20 protein-coding genes and 1 tRNA gene are annotated in these 19,345 nt (G+C 64.3%); 6 read left to right on the top strand and 15 right to left on the bottom strand.

What is annotated here, in order from left to right; translation table 11 throughout:
- Positions 1–128: 128 nt before the first annotated feature.
- Positions 129–211: transfer RNA gene (locus AC1Q61_RS18655), tRNA-Tyr, on the bottom strand.
- Positions 212–435: 224 nt separating this feature from the next.
- Between AC1Q61_RS18655 and AC1Q61_RS18650 the strand changes: the two genes are divergently transcribed.
- Positions 436–927, top strand: a complete 492-nt coding sequence (locus AC1Q61_RS18650) for a YajQ family cyclic di-GMP-binding protein (RefSeq protein WP_003941854.1) — start codon at positions 436–438, stop codon at positions 925–927.
- A gap of 71 nt (positions 928–998) precedes the next feature.
- On the opposite strand, the gene htpX is transcribed toward AC1Q61_RS18650, so the two are convergent.
- The gene (gene htpX / locus AC1Q61_RS18645; protein WP_007728460.1) at positions 999–1,862 is read right to left on the bottom strand and encodes a zinc metalloprotease HtpX; all 864 of its coding nucleotides are present in this window, start codon (positions 1,860–1,862) and stop codon (positions 999–1,001) included.
- A 153-nt stretch (positions 1,863–2,015) separates the two neighbouring features.
- On the bottom strand, positions 2,016–3,065 hold the full coding sequence (locus AC1Q61_RS18640; RefSeq protein WP_037129929.1) for a polyprenyl synthetase family protein: 1,050 nt from the start codon (positions 3,063–3,065) through the stop codon (positions 2,016–2,018).
- 104 nt (positions 3,066–3,169) lie between these two features.
- Between AC1Q61_RS18640 and AC1Q61_RS18635 the strand changes: the two genes are divergently transcribed.
- A complete protein-coding gene (locus AC1Q61_RS18635) occupies positions 3,170–4,432 on the top strand; it encodes a geranylgeranyl reductase family protein (protein ID WP_422662738.1) in 1,263 nt (420 codons plus the stop codon).
- Positions 4,433–4,487: 55 nt separating this feature from the next.
- Here the strand turns inward: AC1Q61_RS18635 and AC1Q61_RS18630 are convergent, their stop codons facing one another.
- From AC1Q61_RS18630 to menD, 4 genes are all read right to left on the bottom strand, one after another.
- Positions 4,488–5,186 carry a demethylmenaquinone methyltransferase gene (locus tag AC1Q61_RS18630; protein ID WP_042925614.1) on the bottom strand — a complete coding sequence of 233 codons (699 nt, stop codon included), beginning with the start codon at positions 5,184–5,186 and terminating at the stop codon, positions 4,488–4,490.
- 37 nt (positions 5,187–5,223) lie between these two features.
- Positions 5,224–6,369, bottom strand: coding sequence for a glycosyltransferase family 4 protein (locus AC1Q61_RS18625; RefSeq protein ID WP_197523597.1), 1,146 nt, complete (start codon positions 6,367–6,369; stop codon positions 5,224–5,226).
- Positions 6,370–6,437: 68 nt separating this feature from the next.
- Positions 6,438–6,881 carry a DUF3592 domain-containing protein gene (locus AC1Q61_RS18620; RefSeq protein ID WP_020906814.1) on the bottom strand — a complete coding sequence of 148 codons (444 nt, stop codon included), beginning with the start codon at positions 6,879–6,881 and terminating at the stop codon, positions 6,438–6,440.
- Positions 6,878–8,491: a 2-succinyl-5-enolpyruvyl-6-hydroxy-3-cyclohexene-1-carboxylic-acid synthase gene (menD, locus tag AC1Q61_RS18615; RefSeq protein ID WP_215515745.1), complete on the bottom strand. Its 1,614-nt coding sequence runs from the start codon at positions 8,489–8,491 to the stop codon at positions 6,878–6,880. The genes AC1Q61_RS18620 and menD overlap by 4 nt, the downstream gene beginning before the upstream one ends.
- Positions 8,492–8,559: 68 nt before the next feature.
- Between menD and AC1Q61_RS18610 the strand changes: the two genes are divergently transcribed.
- Both AC1Q61_RS18610 and AC1Q61_RS18605 read left to right on the top strand, forming a co-directional pair.
- Positions 8,560–9,162, top strand: a complete 603-nt coding sequence (locus AC1Q61_RS18610; RefSeq protein ID WP_039972961.1) for a flavin reductase family protein — start codon at positions 8,560–8,562, stop codon at positions 9,160–9,162.
- Positions 9,163–9,220: 58 nt separating this feature from the next.
- Entirely contained in the window at positions 9,221–10,048 is an 828-nt protein-coding gene (locus AC1Q61_RS18605) for a siderophore-interacting protein (RefSeq protein WP_492651035.1), read from the top strand.
- A 64-nt stretch (positions 10,049–10,112) separates the two neighbouring features.
- Here the strand turns inward: AC1Q61_RS18605 and AC1Q61_RS18600 are convergent, their stop codons facing one another.
- The 3 genes from AC1Q61_RS18600 to AC1Q61_RS18590 are packed head-to-tail and all read right to left on the bottom strand — an operon-like array spanning position 10,113 to position 12,249.
- The gene (locus tag AC1Q61_RS18600; RefSeq protein WP_003941973.1) at positions 10,113–10,559 is read right to left on the bottom strand and encodes a DUF6918 family protein; all 447 of its coding nucleotides are present in this window, start codon (positions 10,557–10,559) and stop codon (positions 10,113–10,115) included.
- Between the two features lie 48 nt (positions 10,560–10,607).
- Positions 10,608–11,603 carry an o-succinylbenzoate synthase gene (locus AC1Q61_RS18595; protein WP_029254857.1) on the bottom strand — a complete coding sequence of 332 codons (996 nt, stop codon included), beginning with the start codon at positions 11,601–11,603 and terminating at the stop codon, positions 10,608–10,610.
- 1 nt (position 11,604) lies between these two features.
- Positions 11,605–12,249: a PaaI family thioesterase gene (locus tag AC1Q61_RS18590; RefSeq protein ID WP_024487302.1), complete on the bottom strand. Its 645-nt coding sequence runs from the start codon at positions 12,247–12,249 to the stop codon at positions 11,605–11,607.
- An 83-nt stretch (positions 12,250–12,332) separates the two neighbouring features.
- On the opposite strand from AC1Q61_RS18590, the gene AC1Q61_RS18585 reads away from it, so the two are divergent.
- Both AC1Q61_RS18585 and AC1Q61_RS18580 read left to right on the top strand, forming a co-directional pair.
- Positions 12,333–13,226, top strand: coding sequence for a 1,4-dihydroxy-2-naphthoyl-CoA synthase (locus AC1Q61_RS18585; protein ID WP_029536747.1), 894 nt, complete (start codon positions 12,333–12,335; stop codon positions 13,224–13,226).
- Between the two features lie 28 nt (positions 13,227–13,254).
- Positions 13,255–13,644 carry a VOC family protein gene (locus tag AC1Q61_RS18580; RefSeq protein ID WP_003941917.1) on the top strand — a complete coding sequence of 130 codons (390 nt, stop codon included), beginning with the start codon at positions 13,255–13,257 and terminating at the stop codon, positions 13,642–13,644.
- Between the two features lie 97 nt (positions 13,645–13,741).
- Here AC1Q61_RS18580 and AC1Q61_RS18575 read toward each other — a convergent pair whose 3' ends face one another.
- From AC1Q61_RS18575 to AC1Q61_RS18555, 5 genes are read right to left on the bottom strand one after another with little or no spacing between them, the layout of a single operon-like run.
- Positions 13,742–14,101 carry a hypothetical protein gene (locus tag AC1Q61_RS18575; protein WP_042925653.1) on the bottom strand — a complete coding sequence of 120 codons (360 nt, stop codon included), beginning with the start codon at positions 14,099–14,101 and terminating at the stop codon, positions 13,742–13,744.
- Between the two features lie 2 nt (positions 14,102–14,103).
- Positions 14,104–14,862, bottom strand: coding sequence for an ABC transporter ATP-binding protein (locus AC1Q61_RS18570; RefSeq protein ID WP_003941866.1), 759 nt, complete (start codon positions 14,860–14,862; stop codon positions 14,104–14,106).
- Positions 14,859–15,602 carry an ABC transporter ATP-binding protein gene (locus AC1Q61_RS18565; RefSeq protein WP_007728482.1) on the bottom strand — a complete coding sequence of 248 codons (744 nt, stop codon included), beginning with the start codon at positions 15,600–15,602 and terminating at the stop codon, positions 14,859–14,861. The genes AC1Q61_RS18570 and AC1Q61_RS18565 overlap by 4 nt, the downstream gene beginning before the upstream one ends.
- Positions 15,595–17,853: an ABC transporter permease gene (locus tag AC1Q61_RS18560; protein ID WP_042925622.1), complete on the bottom strand. Its 2,259-nt coding sequence runs from the start codon at positions 17,851–17,853 to the stop codon at positions 15,595–15,597. Before AC1Q61_RS18560 ends, AC1Q61_RS18565 begins: the two co-directional genes overlap by 8 nt.
- A gap of 60 nt (positions 17,854–17,913) precedes the next feature.
- Positions 17,914–19,338 (bottom strand): ABC transporter substrate-binding protein, encoded by a 1,425-nt coding sequence (locus AC1Q61_RS18555; protein WP_003942040.1) that lies wholly within the window; start codon positions 19,336–19,338, stop codon positions 17,914–17,916.
- Positions 19,339–19,345: the final 7 nt, after the last annotated feature.

Below are 19,345 nucleotides of genomic sequence, written 5' to 3'. Positions count from 1 at the left end.
GCCCCCGACACCCCCGACACCCCTGAGCCGAAGCCGGCGCCTGCGTCGCCAACGCGCGCTCGACCTCGGTACACGCACAAAAAAAGTCAGCCCCGACTCTCGCGAAGAGAATCGGGGCTGACTTGGTGTGGCAGATGTAGGATTCGAACCTACGTAGGCATAAGCCGACGGATTTACAGTCCGCTCCCATTGGCCGCTCGGGCAATCTGCCGTGCTTGCACCAGGCTTCGATCCGGCGCATTCGCAAGTATATCGCGACGTGCGGCGGCCGAAAACGGCTTCCTCGGTGCGGTGAGAAGAATACAACGAACACACCCCCATTTTGCAAACCGGGTGGTAACGGGCGGTGCCGACCCGATAACGTCGAGGTGTCCACCGGTATGGAAGGTGGGCGGAACTCGATGTTCGTGAACTACCGGAAAGCGGGAGTGTGAAGTGGCTGATTCGTCCTTCGACGTGGTGAGCAAGGTTGACCGTCAAGAGGTGGACAACGCCCTGCATCAGGCTGCCAAGGAGTTGACCACGCGTTTCGACTTCCGAAACACGGGAGCGTCGATCGAGTGGTCTGGTGAAGAGACGATCACGTTGAACGCCGACACCGAGGAGCGACTGCTGGCCGCCCTCGACGTGTTCAAGGAGAAGTTGATCCGTCGTGACATCTCGCTGAAGGCATTCGATGCCGGCGAGCCGGCGCAGTCCGGAAAGATCTACAAGCTGTCCGGAACCTTGGTCCAGGGCATCAGCAGCGAGAACGCGAAGAAGATCACCAAGAAGATTCGCGACGAGGGCCCCAAGGGCGTCAAGGCGCAGATCCAGGGTGAGGAACTTCGTGTGAGCAGCAAGAAGCGCGACGACCTCCAGGGCGTCATCTCCCTGCTCAAGGGTGAGGACTTCGGGATCGCCCTGCAGTTCGTGAACTACCGGTAGTAGGGGCTGTGCCCCTGTGCGCCTTTTTGGTAGTTCCGACGACCAGAAAGGCTCACAGGGGCCGAAGGCCCCTACATCCCCGCCATCTTCTCCAAACGCTCGATCCGGTCCGCCATGGGCGGATGCGTCGAGAACAGCTTGCTGACCTTGTCGCCCGCTCTGAAGGGGTTGGCGATCATCAGGTGGGACTGCGCCGCGAGCTTGGGCTCAGGCGGCAACGGCGCGGCTGCGACGCCCGACTCGAGCTTGCGCAGCGCCGACGCCAACGCCAGCGGGTCACCGGTGAGCTCGGCTCCTGATTGATCCGCCTGGTACTCGCGAGAGCGCGAGACGGCCAGCTTGACCACGGTTGCCGCGATCGGTCCCAGTAGGGAGACGAGCAGCAGCGCGATCGGATTGCTTCCCTGCCCGTTCCCTCGGCCGCCGAAGATGCTCGCGTACATCGCGAAGTTGGCCAGGCCAGAGATGACGCTGGCCATCGCGCCGGCCACGGACGAGATCAAAATGTCCCGGTTGTAGACGTGGGAGAGTTCGTGCCCGAGCACGGCACGCAGTTCGCGTTCGTTCAGGATCTGCATGATGCCGCTGGTCACGCACACCGCGGCATGCCGAGGGCTACGACCGGTGGCAAACGCGTTCGGGGCGTTCGTGGGGCTGACGTACAGCCTGGGCATCGGTTGGTGCGCCGTCGTGGCGAGTTCGCGCACGATCCGGTAGATCGCCGGTGCCTCGACCTCGGTGATGGGCTGGGCGCGCATCGATCGAAGCGCCAGCTTGTCGCTGTTGAAGTACACGTAGGCATTCATGCCGACGGCAAACAGAACGGATCCCCACAGAAGGAACGGGCTGTTGAACAGCGAGCCGATGAAGACGATCAGCGCCGACATCCCCACCAACAAGCCGAATGTCTTCGCACCGTTCGCGTAGCCGTGCAAACCGCTCACCTCTTGCCTCGCTGGAGCCGAAGGCTCACCCGAACTCCCCGGTGTATGCACCGGTTCTGTTCAGTCAACGAAGGACAGGGGCATCAGGGTTCCCACCCAGTGACTGTCGGGGTTTCCACCCGGTAGCCCCGATTCGCCGAGGTGTCAGCCGACTCGTTCGATCGTGTAATCGACGAGACGCACGAGCGCTTCGTTGGCCGGTCCCTGCGGGAGCTCAGCCAACTGAGCTTTCGCCGCGACGGCATACTCGCCCAGCTTTGCCTTCGCCTTGACCATGCCCGGCGAACGCTCGAGCAGTTCGAGGGCCTCTTCTACCAGGGCATCTTCGGTAACCGGGCCCGCGAGCAGCTCCCGCAGGCGATCTGCGTCGGCCCCTTCTTCGCGGAACGCGTACAGGACGGGCAGGGTGTGGACACCCTCGCGCAGGTCGGTGCCGGGCGTCTTGCCGGACTGCGCCGATACGGACGAGATGTCGATGATGTCGTCGGAGATCTGGAACGCGGTGCCGACGGCGTCACCCAGGCGCTCGAGGCGCTCGATGTGAGCTGCGTCGGCGCCGGAGAAGGTGCCGCCGAAGCGTCCCGAAGCAGCGATCAGCGAACCGGTCTTCTCCCACACGACCTTGAGGTAGTGCTCGACCGGATCCTGCTCCTTCTTGACACCGATCGTCTCGCGCATCTGGCCGGTGACCAGTTCGGCGAATGTTTCGGCGATGATCCGAACGGCCTCGGGTCCGAGCGTCGACACCAGTCGTGATGCGTGCGCGAACAGATAGTCGCCGGCCAGGATCGCCACACTGTTTCCCCAGCGGGCGTTGGCGCTGGGTGCTCCGCGCCGCATGGACGCCTCGTCCATGACGTCGTCGTGATAGAGCGTCGCCAGGTGAACGAGTTCGGTGACAGTCGCTGCGGTGATGATCGACGGATCGTTCGGCACCGGTCCGAGTTGCGCGGTCAGGATCGTGAACAACGGACGGAAGCGCTTTCCACCAGCTCGCGCGAGATGCAGCGCGGCCTCGGTGAGGAAGTCTTCTCCGTCGGACAGCTCGCTGACCAACAACTCCTCGACATCGGAGAGTCCACCACGCACTACTGCGGCGAGCTGTTCGTCGCCCAGGTCGATGCCTGCAACGACGGTGCTCGATGCGGTTGCGTCGGCAGCAGTCTTTTCGGTGCTCACGATGTCAGTACCCATTCCTGTCGTCAGTGACGGCTCGGTTCCCACGGTAGTGAACCTAGCGGTTCGCACTCGGGACGGCCTCGCCACGGTGGCGATCGCGAGCCTGGGAAGATGTGAGTGTGTCCGTAGAAGAGCAGTCCCCCGTCGTCGATACGCTTCCGACCGAAACCGACATTGTGGTCATCGGCGCAGGTCCCGCGGGTTCTTCGGCCGCGGCATGGGCCGCCCGCAGCGGCCGAGACGTCGTGCTGGTGGACGCTGCCGTGTTCCCGCGAGACAAGACTTGTGGTGATGGACTCACTCCGCGCGCCGTGGCCGAACTGGATCTCCTCGGCCTCGGCGAGTGGGTTCGGTCACACACGACGAACAAGGGACTACGGTTGTCCGGCTTCGGACAAGAACTCGAACTCGAGTGGCCAGGGACGTCGTTCCCGCCGATCGGCAGTGCGATCCCCCGCACCGAACTCGACGACGCCATTCGCCGGTGCGCCGTCGAATCGGGCGCGGTCATGGTCGAGGGCACCAAGGCCGTCGACGTCGAACTCGACGGTGATCGAGTAGCCGCCGTCGTACTCGCCGGCCCCTCGGGACGAAGCACCCTTCGTTGTCGGACGCTGATCATCGCCGACGGCGTTCGCTCGACGCTCGGCAAGAAGCTGGGACGGCAGTGGCACCGGGACACCGCGTACGGCGTCGCGGCACGCGCGTATGTCGCGACGCCGCGCAGCGCCGACCCGTGGATCACCTCGCATCTGGAACTGCGGGACACCGAGGGCACGTTGCAGGCGGGGTACGGCTGGATCTTCCCGCTCGGCACCGGCGAGGTGAACATCGGCGTCGGGACACTGGCGACGTCCAAGCGCCCGGCTCCAGGTGCCCTGCGACCCTTGCTCGACCTCTACACCGATCAGCGCCGAAGCGAGTGGCAGTGGAGCAGCGAAATACATTCCGTCGCTTCGGCTTTGCTACCCATGGGTGGAGCAGTTTCCAACATCGCCGGACGCAACTGGGCCGTGATCGGCGACGCCGCAGCGTGCGTGAACCCGCTCAACGGTGAGGGCATCGACTACGGCCTCGAAGGCGGACGTCTGGTGGTCGAACAGCTCGGCGCCGACGATCTGACGGAGCTGTGGCCGACCGTGCTTCGGGAGCATTACGGGCAGGCGTTCTCGGTCGCGCGCCGGCTCGCAGGCCTGCTGACGGTTCCGCAGTTCCTGCCCGCCTCGGGCCCGATTGCGATGCGCTCACGGGCACTGATGACGGTCGCCGTTCGGGTGATGGGGAACCTCGTCACCGACGCCGACGTCGATCTGACGGCGAAGGCATGGCGTGCGTCGGGGGCCGCGTCGAGAAAGATCGACTCCCGACCGCTGTTCGGTTGAGCAAGTGCTGTGCGCCTTTATTAACCGCCGGGGGTTGATAAAGGCGCACAGCAGTTCAGGCAGTGGCGTAATGCAGCGCCACGATGCCGCCGGTGAGGTTGCGCCACTTGACGTTCTTCCACCCGGCAGCCTCGATCTTGCGGGCCAACTCTTCCTGGGTCGGCCAGGCGCGGATCGATTCGGCGAGGTAGACGTAGGCGTCGGGGTTGCTGCTGACGGTGCGTGCAACCCGAGGGAGCGCCTTCATGAGGTATTCCATGTAGACCGTGCGGAAGGGCCCGAAGACGGGCGTCGAGAACTCGCTGACGACGAGACGTCCGCCCGGCTTGGTGACGCGGGCGATCTCACGCAGTCCGGCTTCGAAGTCGGAGACGTTGCGCAGACCGAAGGAAATCGTCGCGGCGTCGAACACGTTGTCGGCGTAGGGCAGGTACATCGCGTCACCAGCGACCATCGGAACTTTGCGCGAGATTCCGGCCTTGAGCATTCCCTTGGAGAAGTCGGTGGCGACGCACCAGGCACCGGAGCGCCCCAGTTCGACGGTCGAGACTCCGGTTCCGGCGGCGAGGTCGAGTACCTTCTCGCCCGGCTTGAGGTCGAGGGCTTCGCGGGTGGCCTTGCGCCAACCCTTGTCCTGGCCGAAGGACAGCACGGTGTTGGTGAGGTCGTATCGCTCCGCGACGTCGTCGAACATCGACGCGACTTCGTGCGGTTGCTTCTCGAGAGTTGCTCGGGTTCCGTGTGTAGTGGCCACACCCGAAACGCTACCAACCCTCGGGCAGCGAGGGCGTTCAGGCTGCTCTGGCACCCGTTCGCCGCCCGAGGCCCTGCACGTCCTCGTAGTGACGGAGCAACTCTTCGCAGATTGCCGGCCAGGTCCGGTGCAGCACCGAGCGCCTCGCCGCGGAGCCGAACTGCACCCGCAGATCACGCTGACGAAGTGCGTCGACCGCGCTTGGCAGGAGTTCGGTGAACCTGTCCGTCGGCAGGAGGTAGCCGTTGCGGCAATGCGAGATCAGGTCACGTGGTCCGCCGGCGTCCGGACCGACGACAGGCACACCGCTCGCGAGGGCTTCCTGGACCGCCTGGCAGAAGGTCTCGTGCTCGCCGGGGTGAACGAATACGTCCAGGCTCGCATAGGCGTCGGCCAGCGCGGTACCGCCGAGTTGTCCGGTGAAGATCGCGTCCGGCATCAGTCGTCGTAGGTTCTCGCGGTCCGGGCCGTCTCCGACGACGACGATCTGCACACTGGGATCGCCGGCCAGGGCCGCCAATCGTTCGACGTGCTTTTCGGGCGCGAGGCGACCGACGAAGCCGACCACCAACCGGTCGCTGTCGCCGATCCAGGACTGCCGCAACACCGAACTACGACGCGAAGGCGCGAATCGTTGTGCGTCGACGCCGCGGGCCCATCGGTGCACGCGCGGAATGCCGTGCTCTTCGAGGGCGTCGACTGCCGACGTGGAGGGCGCGAGTGTCCTGTTGCAGCTCTTGTGGATTCGACGGGTCCACGCCCATGCGGCGCGGCTGGTGACGCCGAGACCGTAGCTTTCGGCAAATCCGGCGACATCGGTTTGGTAAACCGCGACGGTGGGGATTCCGAGGCGTTTGGCGACGGCAACTCCCCCGGCACCGAGCAGGAACGGTGACGCCAGATGGACGACGTCGGGCGCGAAGGTCCGCACGGCCGTCGTCAGACGTGGTTGTGGCAGGCCGACGGGGAGTGAACTGACTTTGGGCACCATGACGGCGGGCACCCGAACCACCTGAACGCCTTCGTGTTCGGTGGCGGCAGAGGTGTCGGATCCGACGGTGTCCGGCGCAATGACCATGGCGTCGTGGCCAGTGCGATCGAGGTGTTCGAGCACGCGTAGTACCGAGTTGGTGACGCCGTTCATGTTGGGCAGGAATGACTCCGCAACGATGGCTACTCTCACACCGAGAACGGTGACAGGGCCAGGAAAAGTCCACGTCATGTTCGTGTGAAGTTCGGGCGAAGCGCGAACTAACTCGAGGCGACCGGCGCCGAACCCGGAGCTCCCGCTTCCCGCTTGCGCAGGTACCAGATCGACGGTCCAGCCAGGAGCCACGTCACGACGATCACCGATCCGGCCGGGATCAGCGCCACCGTCGCGTTGCGTCCCGCTACCCGGACCAAATCAGGGTCGGCTTTGGAGTACTCCACCTCGATGCGCTGTCCCACAGTCAGATTGGTGGGGTAGAGCACGCCGAGTTCAGGGTTGTGGTTGGCGCCGTCCGGTGTCACGAAGCTGATCGCCGAACGTAGCGAGCCTGCCGAGAGCACCTCGGCAGTTGCGGTCCCCATGTTCGATTCGATGGTCCGATCGTTGCGCCAGGCACCGAGAACCAGAATCACCGCGAGCACGGAAATGCCGACCGCAACCACCAGCACACCGATGCGGAGGCGACGCAGAACTGTTTGCGTCACAGCTGTGCCCGCACGGAAGCGTGGAGTTCGCGCAGCCCACTGCGATCCGTCGCGACCTCGAGCACACGAATGCCGTTGGCCGGTTGCGCCAGCGTCATTGCCAGGGCGTCGACGGTGACCGCTGCGTGCGGCACGCGGTAGGCCGCGCACAGCGCAGCCAGGTCCATGCCGTGTGGTGTTCCGAACACTCGCTCGAAGACGCCGGCGTACTGCGGGTCGCCTTGTTCGAGGAGCTCGAAGATACCGCCGCCGTCGTCGTTGGCGACGACGATGGTGAGGTCGCTCGGCCTCGGCTCACCGGTCCCGATCAGCAGCCCGGACGCGTCGTGCAGGAAGGTCAGGTCGCCCATGAGAGCGACGGTCCGGCCACCGTCGTACGCCAACGCAGCACCGACCGCCGCCGAGACGGTGCCGTCGATACCTGCGACGCCACGATTCGACAGCACCCGCACGGCGGGCTTGGGGTAGCTCACGAGTGCCGTGTCGCGAACAGGGTTGGATGCGCCGAGCAGAAGCTGGTCGCCGTCCGCGAGAGCATCCATCACAGCAGCTGCCACGTGCAGGCCGGTGGCCTTGGGGTGGGCGTCGAGTTGCTTGCGGACGGCAGTTTCGGCGTGTTCGGTCAGCGCGGCGCATCGAGCGATCCAGGCGGGATCGGGAGTCCCGGTGACCACTGCCCTGGTTCCGGTGGCGAGTACGTTGCCGGATACGTCCGGCCAGCGCGGCCCGGTAGTCAGCGCGTAGACGTCGACGCCCGGGTCGGCCAGCACCTTCGAGACCTGACGATGCAACGTCGGGCGGCCGGTGATGATCGCCTGCTTGGGCTTGAGTTGCGAGAGCGCGAGTGGATGCAGTGCGATCCCGTGCATCGGAGCCGTCGGCTCGGCCACGGTCGGCAGGCCCGCCAGCTCAGGCCGAAGCGCACTACCGTGTCCGGAAATGACCACCGTATCTGCGGTGAGATCCAGATCGACGGGAACGTCGAGCGTCGCATTCTGGGTGGTGGTCCAGGCCGCACCGCCGGGACGGCCCTCCGGGACCGGTCCCTGCACGTGCACGTCCGGCACCAGCGGCTCACGAAGTGGAATGTCGAAATGCACCGGACCCGCGTTTCCGGATCGGGTTCCGCGGGCAGCGGCGAGGACCCGGCAGACCGCCGAGCGCCACTGGCTGTTCTGCGTCGAATCGTCCTCCGCCAGGCCCAGGCTGATGGTTGCGCGGACTTGACTGCCGAAGAGCCCGAGCTGCTCGACGGTCTGGTTGGCGCCGGTGCCGAGCATCTCGTACGGCCGGTTGGCGCTCAGGACCACCAGCGGCACTCGCGCGTAGTTGGCCTCGAGGACAGCGGGTCCGAGATTCGCGACGGCGGTCCCGGAAGTCATCACGATGGGGACCGGTCGTTTCCCGGCGATTGCCAGTCCGAGTGCCAGAAAGCCTGCTGTCCGCTCGTCGATCCGCATGTGCAGACGCAACCGGCCGTCGAGGTCGGCGGCCTGGAGGGCGAATGCGAGGGGCGCGTTGCGAGAGCCTGGACACAGCACGACTTCACGCACGCCACCACGAACCAGTTCGTCGACGACGGCTGTGGCTTGTGCAGTGGACGGATTCACGCCTTCAAGAGTGTCAGATGTTCGGGCGCAAGCATGCCCAGGGGCGGGGACAGCGGCATTATGTGTGGGTGCGCACACTCTTCGATCCAGCCGAGCTCGAACCCCGCCGGTTCTATCAGTTACTCACCGCTTCGGTGGTCCCCCGGCCGATTGCCTGGGTGTCCACCCTGTCGGCGGACGGCGTCGGCAATCTGGCTCCGTACAGCTTTTTCACCGTGGCAAGTTCGGCGCCGCCGATCGTGCAGTTCACGTCGGTCGGACGCAAGGACAGTCTGCGCAACATCGAAGCGACCGGCGAATTCGTGATCAACCTGGCGACTGCCAGGCTTGCCGACGTGGTGAACCAGAGTTCCGCCTTCTACGACGCCGAGGCCGACGAGTTTCTCGAGTTGAACATCCGTAGCGAGCCGAGCGAGCGGGTTCGCCCCGTACGGGTCGCCGACTCCCCGATCGCCATCGAATGCACGCTCCACCAGGTCATCGAGGTCGGCAATTCATTTGTCGTGATGGGAAATGTGGTGGCGGTCGCCGTACGTCCCGAGGCTGTCGCCGACGACGGCCTACCGGACTTCGCGGCAATCGCACCGATGAGCCGACTTGGCCGAGCGCAGTGGGGTCTTCCTCCCGAAGTCGTCGAAAAGGACAGACCCACCACTCCACAGCGACCGTAAATCAGGTTAGGGTTACCTGATTAGGTACGAGTAACAGATAATCAGGGAGCAACCAGTCATGGCCAAGCGCGCCAAGTTCGTGAAACCGGCCTCACGCAGCATCGTGTCGGCGCAGGTCGTGGCGAACAAACGAATCAGCCCCAGCTTCATCCGGGTGACCATTGCCGGCGAAGAGCTGTCCACCATCGCTCCGATGGGTGCCGATCAGTGGTTCCGCATGTTCATCCCGCAGGTCGGCCAGAGTGAACTCCGGTTGCCGAGCGCGGCCAGCAATCTCTGGTATGCGCAGTACCTGTTGATGTCCAAGGACACGCGACCGGTCGTGCGCAACTACACGATTCGCGCCTACCGTGCTGCCGGATCCGGTCTCTTCGGCGAGACCACGGAGATCGACATCGACTTCGCTTATCACGGCGACATCGGCCCGGCATCCGCGTGGGCGGACACCGCGTCGACCGGCGACGAGGTCGCCCTCTTGGACGAAGGCTGCATCTACAACCCCACACCCGAGGCCAAGTGGCAACTGCTCGTCGGCGACGAGAGTGCACTTCCGGCGATCATCGGCATTCTGGAATCCGCGCCCGCAGACCTGCGTGCCGAGGTCTTCGTCGAGATTCCGAACATCGAAGACAAGCAAGACATTCCGGAGTTGGCGAACGTCAACGTGCATTGGCTCGTTCGCGAGGACGAACACGCGACGCCGGGTGTTCTGACCCTCGAGACCGTCCGCGCCGCCGAACTGCCCGAGGGGCCGTCGTACACCTTTGTCGCCGGCGAACAGGCACTCACCACCGGGCTGCGTCGGCACCTCGTGAACGACCGGAAGTTCGCCAAAACCGACATCACCTTCACCGGCTTCTGGCGCCACGGACATTCGGCTCACTGACAACCGAACGTAAAAAACGAGCGGCCTGGGAGTTTCTCCCGGGCCGCTCGTTTTTTACGTTCGCTTATGCAGCGTGCTTCTGGATCACATCGCCCAGACGCGGCAGAGCTGCAGTCACATGCTTCTTGGCCGAACCGCGCAGCTTCGAGTACATCGACTTGACGACGGCCTTGTCGCTACCTTCGATACGCTCGTCCGTCACCTCGAGGAGGGAATCGGCAACCGCGTCGCCGCGGGCGCTGATGAAATCGGCGAAGCTGCCTTCACCGGAAGCCGAGAATTCCTGCCAGTACGGCTCGAGCTTTGCCACGAAAGCCGGCAGAAGCGCGGTGACGGCGTCCGGCACGATGGACGGGCTCACCTTCTTGACCGCGCCGTAGCCACCCTTGAGAGCCAGCCCTGAGGCCCCCGACTTATCCGAAACCTCTGCGTCGATCAAGGTCTGCACGTCCGCGACGACCGCGGGAACCCGTGACTCCTCGAGCAGGGTTTCGTTCAGAGCTGCAACCACTTTCGATCCCTTCATTCTTCACTGATGTTCATCAGGTCGCGCCCGAGACTATACGAAATTCGGCAGGTCTCTACTGCCGAGTATCCGATGGCAGCGCCTGGCCCTCTCCAACCACCAGTCGCGCCGGTCCGCGGGCGCGGCCAGCGTCTCGAGCAGAACCGGATCAGGCTCGACGGCACCAACGGACAAAGCGCCGTCGACGGCTGCTCCGGTGACCGCGATATCCCGGACGAACAGGCCGCCCGTGCCGAGGCCGCAGGCAAACGGAAGCCTGGGCAAGGCTGCCGCGGCCGCCAGTCCCGCGGACATCCCCACAGCCGTGTCCAGCGCACTCGAGACCACCACCGGCACCCCGTAGTCCGCCAGCTGCGCCGACAGCGCCACCACAGCACGCATTCCGCCCAGCGGGGGCACCTTCACGACGGCTACGTCCGCTCCCCCGGCTCGTACGACGCGCAACGGGTCCTCGGCACGGCGAATGCTCTCGTCGGCGGCGATCCGCACACCGGTCCCCGCGGCGCGGACGCTGACCAGTTCCTCGACGCTTGCACACGGCTGCTCCGCGTATTCGAGTTCACCGTCTTCGGTGATCGCTCGCAAAGCCGTGATCGCCTCGTCCACACTCCACCCGCCGTTGGCGTCGACGCGCACGTTCGGGATGTGCCGACGCACCTCGTTCACCCGGGCGACGTCCTGCGCCAACGACTGCCCCTTCTCGGCGACCTTGACCTTGGCGGTCCGGGCCCCGGGGAATCGCTCCAACAATTGCGGAACGGCAGAGGCGTCGATCGCCGGCACGGTGGCGTTGACGGGAACGGCGTGACGAAGCGCAGGCGGCGGACCCAGCCACGCCGCCTCGATCCCGGCGAGCAGCCACTGCGACGCCTCGTCGTCGTCGTACTCGACGAAGGGTGCGAATTCTCCCCACCCGGCCGGGCCACGAACGAGCAGAGCCTCACGAGTCGTGATGCCGCGAAAGCGAACTCGCATCGGCAGCGCGAGCACCACGGCGTCCGAGATCAGATCGTCGAACGAGGGGAACATCTCAGGGCTGTCCTGGAAGCAGTTCGATCATGAGCGCCTCACCGTCGGCGAGGAGCTTGCCGTCGAGGTCGGTCAGACGTGCGCTGACAAAGGTCTTGCGACCCTCGACCCGATCCACCTTCCCTTCGATCACCAGTTGCGTGTTGAGCGGAGTGATCGCGCGGTAGTTGATGTGGAGGTAGCCGGTCCGGGAAATCGGACGGCCACCCGCGTGGACCGTCATCCCGAAGACGTCGTCGAACAGCAAGGGCAGGACACCGCCGTGAGCGGCACCGTTGCCGCCCAGGTGGTAGCGGCGGAAGACGCCGGTACTGCGGACTCCTTCGGTGTCGAACTTCTCGACCATCCACGGGAGCATGAGGAGGCTGCCGCGTCCGGGCAGTTGGATGTTCGAGCCCGCGGGCGACTTGCCCTCCGGCACCTCGTACGGAGTCAACCGATCGGCAAGCTCCTCGGCCTGCGTAGCGATGTCTGCGAGTACGTCGTCGGGAACATTGGTCGAGACGGCAAGGTCCTGCAACCTGCGCATCGCTTCGACGAAGCGGCCGAAGTCCGGACCTGCGGGAGTATGCCGGAACCGTGGAAATCCGCCCCGCTTCTCACCGTCTGTGACGATCTCCGTGCCGTCTGCGGTTTGTTCGCTCATGACCTGCACGTTAGCGCGCCCGGGAACGTGTTCTACCTCAGGCATCCGTTAGACACGCGAGGCGTGCCTCTATCGTGACTGAGGTGACCTTCAACCCGCATCTCTGGCGCCCTGTTCCCGGATTCGAGAACCTCACCGACATCACGTACCACCGGCACGTCAGTCAAGGCACCGTTCGCGTCGCCTTCGACCGACCGGAAGTACGTAATGCGTTCCGCCCGCACACCGTCGACGAGTTGTACCGCGCGCTCGATCACGCCCGTATGACCTCCGACGTGGGAGCGGTCCTGCTCACCGGCAACGGACCGAGCGAGAAGGACGGCGGCTGGGCGTTCTGCTCGGGCGGAGACCAGCGCATCCGTGGCCGCAGCGGCTACCAGTACGCCGAAGGTGAAACGGCGGACACCGTCGACAAAGCACGCGCCGGACGCCTTCACATCCTCGAGGTCCAGCGCCTGATCCGCTTCATGCCGAAAGTCGTGATCTGCCTGGTCAACGGTTGGGCTGCGGGCGGCGGTCACAGCCTGCATGTGGTGTGCGACCTGACGCTCGCCAGCCGCGAGCACGCACGGTTCAAGCAGACCGACGCCGACGTCGGAAGCTTCGACGGCGGCTACGGCAGCGCCTATCTGGCAAAGATGGTGGGCCAGAAGTTCGCTCGCGAGATCTTCTTCCTGGGTGAGACGTACACCGCCGAGGAAATGCATCAGATGGGCGCGGTCAACAAGGTTGTCGACCACGCGGAACTCGAAAACGTCGCGATCGACTGGGCAGGCAAGATCAACGGCAAGTCGCCGCAGGCACAGCGGATGCTCAAGTACGCGTTCAACCTGCAGGACGACGGGTTGGTCGGCCAGCAGCTGTTCGCCGGTGAGGCAACACGTTTGGCGTACATGACCGACGAGGCCGTCGAGGGTCGCGACTCGTTCCTCGAAAAGCGTGATCCCGATTGGTCACCATATCCCTGGTACTTCTGAGACAGTAGGTGCGAGAGGGAGGTCGGACGTGGAGATTCTGAGTAGCCGTACGATATTGCGCCCGAGCGAGTACGAACGAACGCTGAGCTTCTACCGAGACACCCTCGGTCTGGCGATCGCTCGTGAATATCCCGGCGGCACAGTCTTCTTCGCCGGCCAAGGGCTGATCGAAGTCGCTGCGCACGGCGGCACCGGCGAGGGTGGCTTTCGCGGTGCGATCTGGCTGCAGGTCCGTGACCTCACTGCCGTTCAGACCGAACTGGTTCTCGCCGGGGTGAAGATCGCGCGCGAGGCAAGACAGGAACCGTGGGGTCTACACGAGATGTGGATCGCCGACCCGGACGGGACACCGATCGTGATGGTGCAGATCCCGGAGGACCATCCCATCCGACGCGATTCCCGGCCACCGTCCGCGTAGTCGAGACACCGCTGTAGCCGAGACACCGCTGTAGCCGAGCAATGACAGATGCCCGCCACGACTTTCGTGGCGGGCATCTTTCGGTTCTTCACAAAGATCAGTTGCGCGTGCTCAGCGCCTGAGAGATCTGATCTGTCTGTGCCTGGCCCTCGAGCAGTTGGCGAACCAACCACAGCCGCAGCACCTTTGCCACCGATGCGGCCAGGAAGAGTGCGGCACCGGCCACTGTCAGGGCGAGGAAAACCACGGTGAGGATCTGGTACGACACCAGATCCCGCAGGTCCGAGAGCGTCAGCGAAGAGATGTAGACGACGAAGGCGCCGACCACTCCGACGACCATGAGCACCAGGCCCGCGATGCGCGTCGCCGCGTCGCCGCCTGCCTGCTTCTTGTCCAGCTTCAACTCTGCGATGTTCTTCTTGAATTCCTCACGGCGATCTTCGGCGAGAGTAGTCATCGTCATCCTCCTAGATAACTGGTAGAAAGTTCGTTTTCGATGTCGTGTGGATCGCCGGTCTTGACGACGCGTCCCTGCAACATCAGTGCGGCCGAGGTCGCGATGGGCAGCACCGCTCGCGCGAACTGCTCGGCGACGAGAATGGAAATGCCTTCGGCTGCAAGCGAGCCGACGACGTCGTACATCTGCGAGACGATTCGAGGTGCGAGACCCATCGACAGCTCGTCGAGCAGGAGCACCGTCGGGTGAGTGCCGAGTGCCCGTGACAGCGCCAGCATCTGCTGCTCACCACCGGACATCGATCCGGCCAACTGTCCGCGCCGCTCCCCCAGGATCGGGAACCTGCCGTACGCAACCTCTTCGAGTTCGGCCAGCCCGACGCCCGTTCCGGTGGCGATCCACAGGTTTTCCCGCACAGTGAGGTTGGCGAAGATCCCGCGTCCTTCGGGGATGGAGCAGACCCCCAGCCGAGCCAACTCCGAAGGCTCGACTCCGTTCACGACCTGGCCCGCGAGCCGGAACTCGCCGCGGGTGACCGGAAGGACGCCCGAGCAGATCTTGAGCGTCGACGTCTTGCCGCCACCGTTGGGTCCGAGTAGCGCCACCACGGCGCCCGGTTCCAGAATCAGGTCCACCCCGTGCAGAACTTCGATGGATCCGTAACCGGCGCGGACACCGGACAGTTCGAGCAACGGTTCGGCGCGGTCGGGGCTGCGTATACCCTCGTCGATTTTCGCCTCGCCAATTTTCGCTGACGTCATACCGCCTCCTCCTCGGTCCCGATGTAGGCCGCGATCACTTCCGGATCCGTCCGGATCTTCTCCGGATCACCCGAGGCGAGGACTGCGCCGTAGTCGAGCACGTGGATGGTCGAGCACACTTTCATCACCAGCGGAATGTCGTGCTCCACCAGACAGATTCCGAGTCCACCCGCAGCAAGTTCGGTGAGCATCTCGGCAAAGACCTCGGTTTCCTGCTCGGTCTGACCCGAGGCCGGTTCGTCGAGCAGCAGCACTCGCGGGTCGGTCATGAGCGCCCGTGCAACTTCGACGACGCGGGCGCGTCCGGTGGGGATGTCCGCGACGTCCTTGTCCGCGACATCCGTCAGCCCGGTCAGCTCCAGCAGACGATCCGTCTCGCTGTCCACGTCGATCTTGTTGCGGCCGTTCGCCTTGTGGATGTCTCCGGCGACGCGCAGGTTGTCACGCACCGACAGCGAGACGAACAGTTCGAGCCGCTGGAAGGTACGTGCAAGCCCGCGACCTGCCCGCTTGTGCGGCGGTAGCTTCGTCACGTCGACGCCGCCGAGGAACACCTGACCGGACGTGGGTTTCTGCAGCCCGGTGATGGTGTTGAAGAGCGTCGTCTTGCCGGCACCGTTCGGTCCGATGAGTCCTGTCACGGTGCCGGGTTGCACGGTGAGCGAAACGTCCTTGACCGCGACGTGTCCACCGAAACGAACGCTCACACCGCGCGTTTCGAGAAGTGGTGTATCAGACATGGACGGTCAACTCCTTCGGCGAGCCACCCTGGTACTGAGGAATCCCCAGTTCGCGGTCGATCTCGTCACGGATCTCGGGGCTGTAAGGGACATCGATCCCGATGTCCTCGGGAACGACTGTCGCTTTGGCGGCCAGTTCCTCCGGAGTGAGAACCGCGCTGGGCATGACCATCTCACCGATCACCGGCAGCATGAACACCACCGCGATCGTGATGGACGCGAACCACCAGTTGCCGAGTACACCGGTCAGAGCAAGGACGTAGGTCAGCAGAACGACTGCGGCGCCGCCGATCAGAACAGGCTTGGCACCGGCGAGCCGTCGGTAGCCCTCGATCACGCTGTGGACCGTTCCGCTGGGGTTCGCGCCGACGCCGATGCCGATCAGTGCCGGGCTGACTGCCGCGATGTTGCCGAAGAGCAGCCACATTCCCTCCAACTCCGGTTGCGCCGAAGCCAGATTGGTGAACGAGACCATGATGACCGCAAACCCGATTCCGGCCATCAGTCCACCGAACAGGGCGCCGGTGACGTATCCGATACCCGCGACGACGGTCAGCATGAGCAGCGAGAGGCTGACCATGATGGCAAAGCTCTCGCCCGAGACGGACCCCATGGCGCTCGACATCAGAATGCCGCCGAGACCGGCGATCCCCGAAGAGATCATGAAGACGCTCAGCTTGAGCCGAACCAGGCTCTGTCCGAGCATGGCCGAACCGGCCGGGCTGTCCTTCATCGCCGCGAGACGGCGCCCGTAGCCGCTGTTACGCAACGCGATGACGCCGACGCCGAGTATCGAGAACAGCGCGGTCACGGTCATCAGGAACACCGTCTCGTTGCTCAGATCGAGCGGACCGATCTTCAGCGGAGGGAGGGCGATGTTCCCGTCCTTGAACAGCGAGTACTTCATGCCGAACATCTCGTGTTCGGTGGTGTCACGAAGAACCATGTTGGAGAGGAACACTCCGAAGGCCATGGTTGCCAGCGCGAGATACAGCCCTCTCAGCCGCAGCGCCGGTAGGGCGACGAGGCCACCGATCACGGCGGTGACGAGGACTCCGACGACGATGCCCCACAGGTTGAGGTGCGCAGCCAACCCGGAACCGGAGATCCCGAAGTGGAAGGCCACGATGGTAGCGATAGCGCCGAAAGACACCGGCGCCAAGTTCAATTCACCCGCGTAACCGGTGAGGAGTGTGAGCGAGAGCGCGATGATCGCGAAAGTCATTCCGATGGTCAGTGTGGTGACGGCGGACGTCACCATCAGCAGACGGATCAGGTAGACGATGACGATCAGTGCCAAGCCCCAGACGACGGCCTTGCGCACGCTCGGCACGTGGTAACGCTCGCGAGTACGGGTGACCGCTCCACGCAACCGGTCCTGTGGGAGCACGATCAGCACCACGAACAGCGCGATCATCGGCAGGGAGACACGGAAATTCGACGTCCAACTCCAACTCGTCGGGAAGTACGCCAATACGTACGTACCGGCAAGCCCGAGGACCACGGCGCCGACGAACGTGCGCGGAATGCTGCGCAACCGGCCGAACATGGCCGCGGCAAACGCGTCGATCACCAAGAGTGTCAACATGTTCGCCTCGAGTGTGCCGCCACTGATCGGGGTGATCAGGATGCCGGCCAGGACTGCGAGCGTCGAACCCATCGCCCAGGACAGGGCCGCAAGACGCTCCGGATTGTGGCCGTTGAGGCGCAACAGTTCCGGATCGTCGACGACGCCGCGCATCGCGACACCGGCGCGGGTGCGCGTGAACAGGATGCGCAGGCCGACGGCGATGGCGATCGCAACGAGGATGCAGATCAACTCGTGGTAGCGGATGCTCGCGCCGAACACCGTGATCTTGGACTGGTCGCCGAAGAACATCTGCATCGTCCGAGCGGTCTCGGGGTGCCAGAACCAGTGCGAGATCGAGAGCATTCCGAGCAGGATCGAGACCGTCACAACGATTTTGGTGACCTCGGCGGTATCGCGCAGACCCTTCATGATCAGGACGTAGAGGCCGAGGCCCATCAGTGGCCCGACCAGGACGAGTGAAATCAGCAAAGCGACGACGGTGGGAAGTTCCCAGCCGTAGCGCAACTGCCAGTAGATGAACGCACCGAGCATTGCCTGTGCACCGTGCGCGAAGTTGAAGATGCCTGACGTGTTGTACGTGAGTACCAGCCCGGAGGCGGCGATCGCGTACACCGACCCCAGGACCAGGCCCAGGATCGTGAAAGTGACAAAAGTGTTCATGGCTGAACCCTCGTTAGGGACTCGGGCGGCGGTTGGCGCTCGCCGCCCGAGTCGGAAGAATCAGGACTGCGGCTTGATGACGTTGGCGTTCTGGTACTTCGTCGACACGCGGTCAGCCCCGAGTTCGGTTCCCCAGGTGCTCTTGTCGGTCGCGACGAGGTACTTGGGGTCGCACTTGAATTCGCCCGCGGTGGACGGGAATGCCTGCGCGTAGGTACTGCCCTTCAGCGAGGTCATGAGTCCGCAGGTGGCCGGCATGTTCTTGCCGGGATCGGTGACGGCATGCAATCCGCCGCCGTCCCACTCGTGAATGTTCGAGAGTTCGTTCACCATGCACTGACGCGTCAGATCGCTACCGCACTCGTCCGCGGCGGCCGCCCACAGCAGGAACGACGACGCCGCCTGCATACCGAGAAGCGCAGTCTTGCCACCTTGCTCGGAGACAAGATCGACGTACTTCTTCACTGCGGGGACCTTGTCCGCGTTCTCGAGCATCTGGAAGGTCATGCCCGCGTTGAGGTTGTCGAGCAGTCCGGTGTCCTTGTTCCAATCGGAGACGGTCGCGCCGTACCAGGTGGCTTCACCGAAGAAGATGGGATCGATCCCGACCTGATCGAGCGCCTTCACGAAGTTCAGCTCCGACGGGCTCGCCGATCGTGACGTCCAGATCCCCTTCGCGCCGCACTCCTTGTACTTCTCGGCGAACGGCACATAGCTCGATTCCCCCTCGTAGTTGAGGGTGACGCCGCAATCCTTGAGCTTGAAACCCGCAGCCTCGGCGATCGAGCGAATCTTCGTGGTGGAGCTGATGATCGTGGGCATCGTGCTGTTGACGACGTCGAAGTCGTTCACCAGATCGGGGTGCATCTCGGCCATCTGGAACCACTGCGAACCGTTCGCGTAGTCGACCGGGAACGGGACACCCTGGAATGTCATCGGTCCGTTGGCTGCGTCGGGTGACACGGTGAAGCCTGGCACGGACACCAGGTTGCACGCGACACGCGTCTGCTCGGCGGTCTGATCCATCGCGAAGCCGTAGCCGACCATCATGAACTGGCTCGCGCACGCTTCCTGCATGACCGAGTTGGCCTGCGTCATCGCGGCGTCGTAGTCGGTACCGACAACCTTGCGGCCGTTGATGCCGCCCTGATCGTTGCACCAAGAGATGAGCGCGTTCACCGCATCGCTCATTTCCTTGTTCAGCCCAGGAGACTTCACATAACCGCGGTCGTCACCGAACCCGATCTTGATCTCGGTGTCGCTGACGCCTTGATCGGTTGCGCCGGTGGCGTCGCCTTCACCACAGGGCGAATCGAGGGTGCCGAACTTCGCGTCGGATGTGCTCGACGCAAGGTCTGCGCTGACGCCGGGTCCGCCGACAGCGACGGCGTAGGGATCGTCACCACGATTCGATGCGCAGGCTGACGCCAGAACGGCGGTCGCGGCGAGTGCCACGATCAGCTTCGTGGACTTGTTGGGCTTCACGGTCGGA

It is taken from the genome of Rhodococcus sp. MPR-R1B (assembly GCF_058793255.1).
The sequence above is the reverse complement of the archived record's forward strand: the minus strand, read 5'-3'. Positions and strand labels throughout refer to the sequence as shown.

Bases quoted from the DNA above. Each gene is read 5' to 3' on its own strand.
- AC1Q61_RS18640 (WP_037129929.1), bottom strand. From the start codon at position 3,065: ATGGGTACTGACATCGTGAGCACCGAAAAGACTGCTGCCGACGCAACC.
- AC1Q61_RS18605 (WP_492651035.1), top strand. From the start codon at position 9,221: ATGGCCAAGCGCGCCAAGTTCGTGAAACCGGCCTCACGCAGCATCGTG.
- AC1Q61_RS18595 (WP_029254857.1), bottom strand. From the start codon at position 11,603: ATGTTCCCCTCGTTCGACGATCTGATCTCGGACGCCGTGGTGCTCGCG.
- AC1Q61_RS18590 (WP_024487302.1), bottom strand. From the start codon at position 12,249: ATGAGCGAACAAACCGCAGACGGCACGGAGATCGTCACAGACGGTGAG.
- AC1Q61_RS18575 (WP_042925653.1), bottom strand. From the start codon at position 14,101: ATGACTACTCTCGCCGAAGATCGCCGTGAGGAATTCAAGAAGAACATC.
- AC1Q61_RS18570 (WP_003941866.1), bottom strand. From the start codon at position 14,862: ATGACGTCAGCGAAAATTGGCGAGGCGAAAATCGACGAGGGTATACGC.
- AC1Q61_RS18565 (WP_007728482.1), bottom strand. From the start codon at position 15,602: ATGTCTGATACACCACTTCTCGAAACGCGCGGTGTGAGCGTTCGTTTC.
- AC1Q61_RS18560 (WP_042925622.1), bottom strand. From the start codon at position 17,853: ATGAACACTTTTGTCACTTTCACGATCCTGGGCCTGGTCCTGGGGTCG.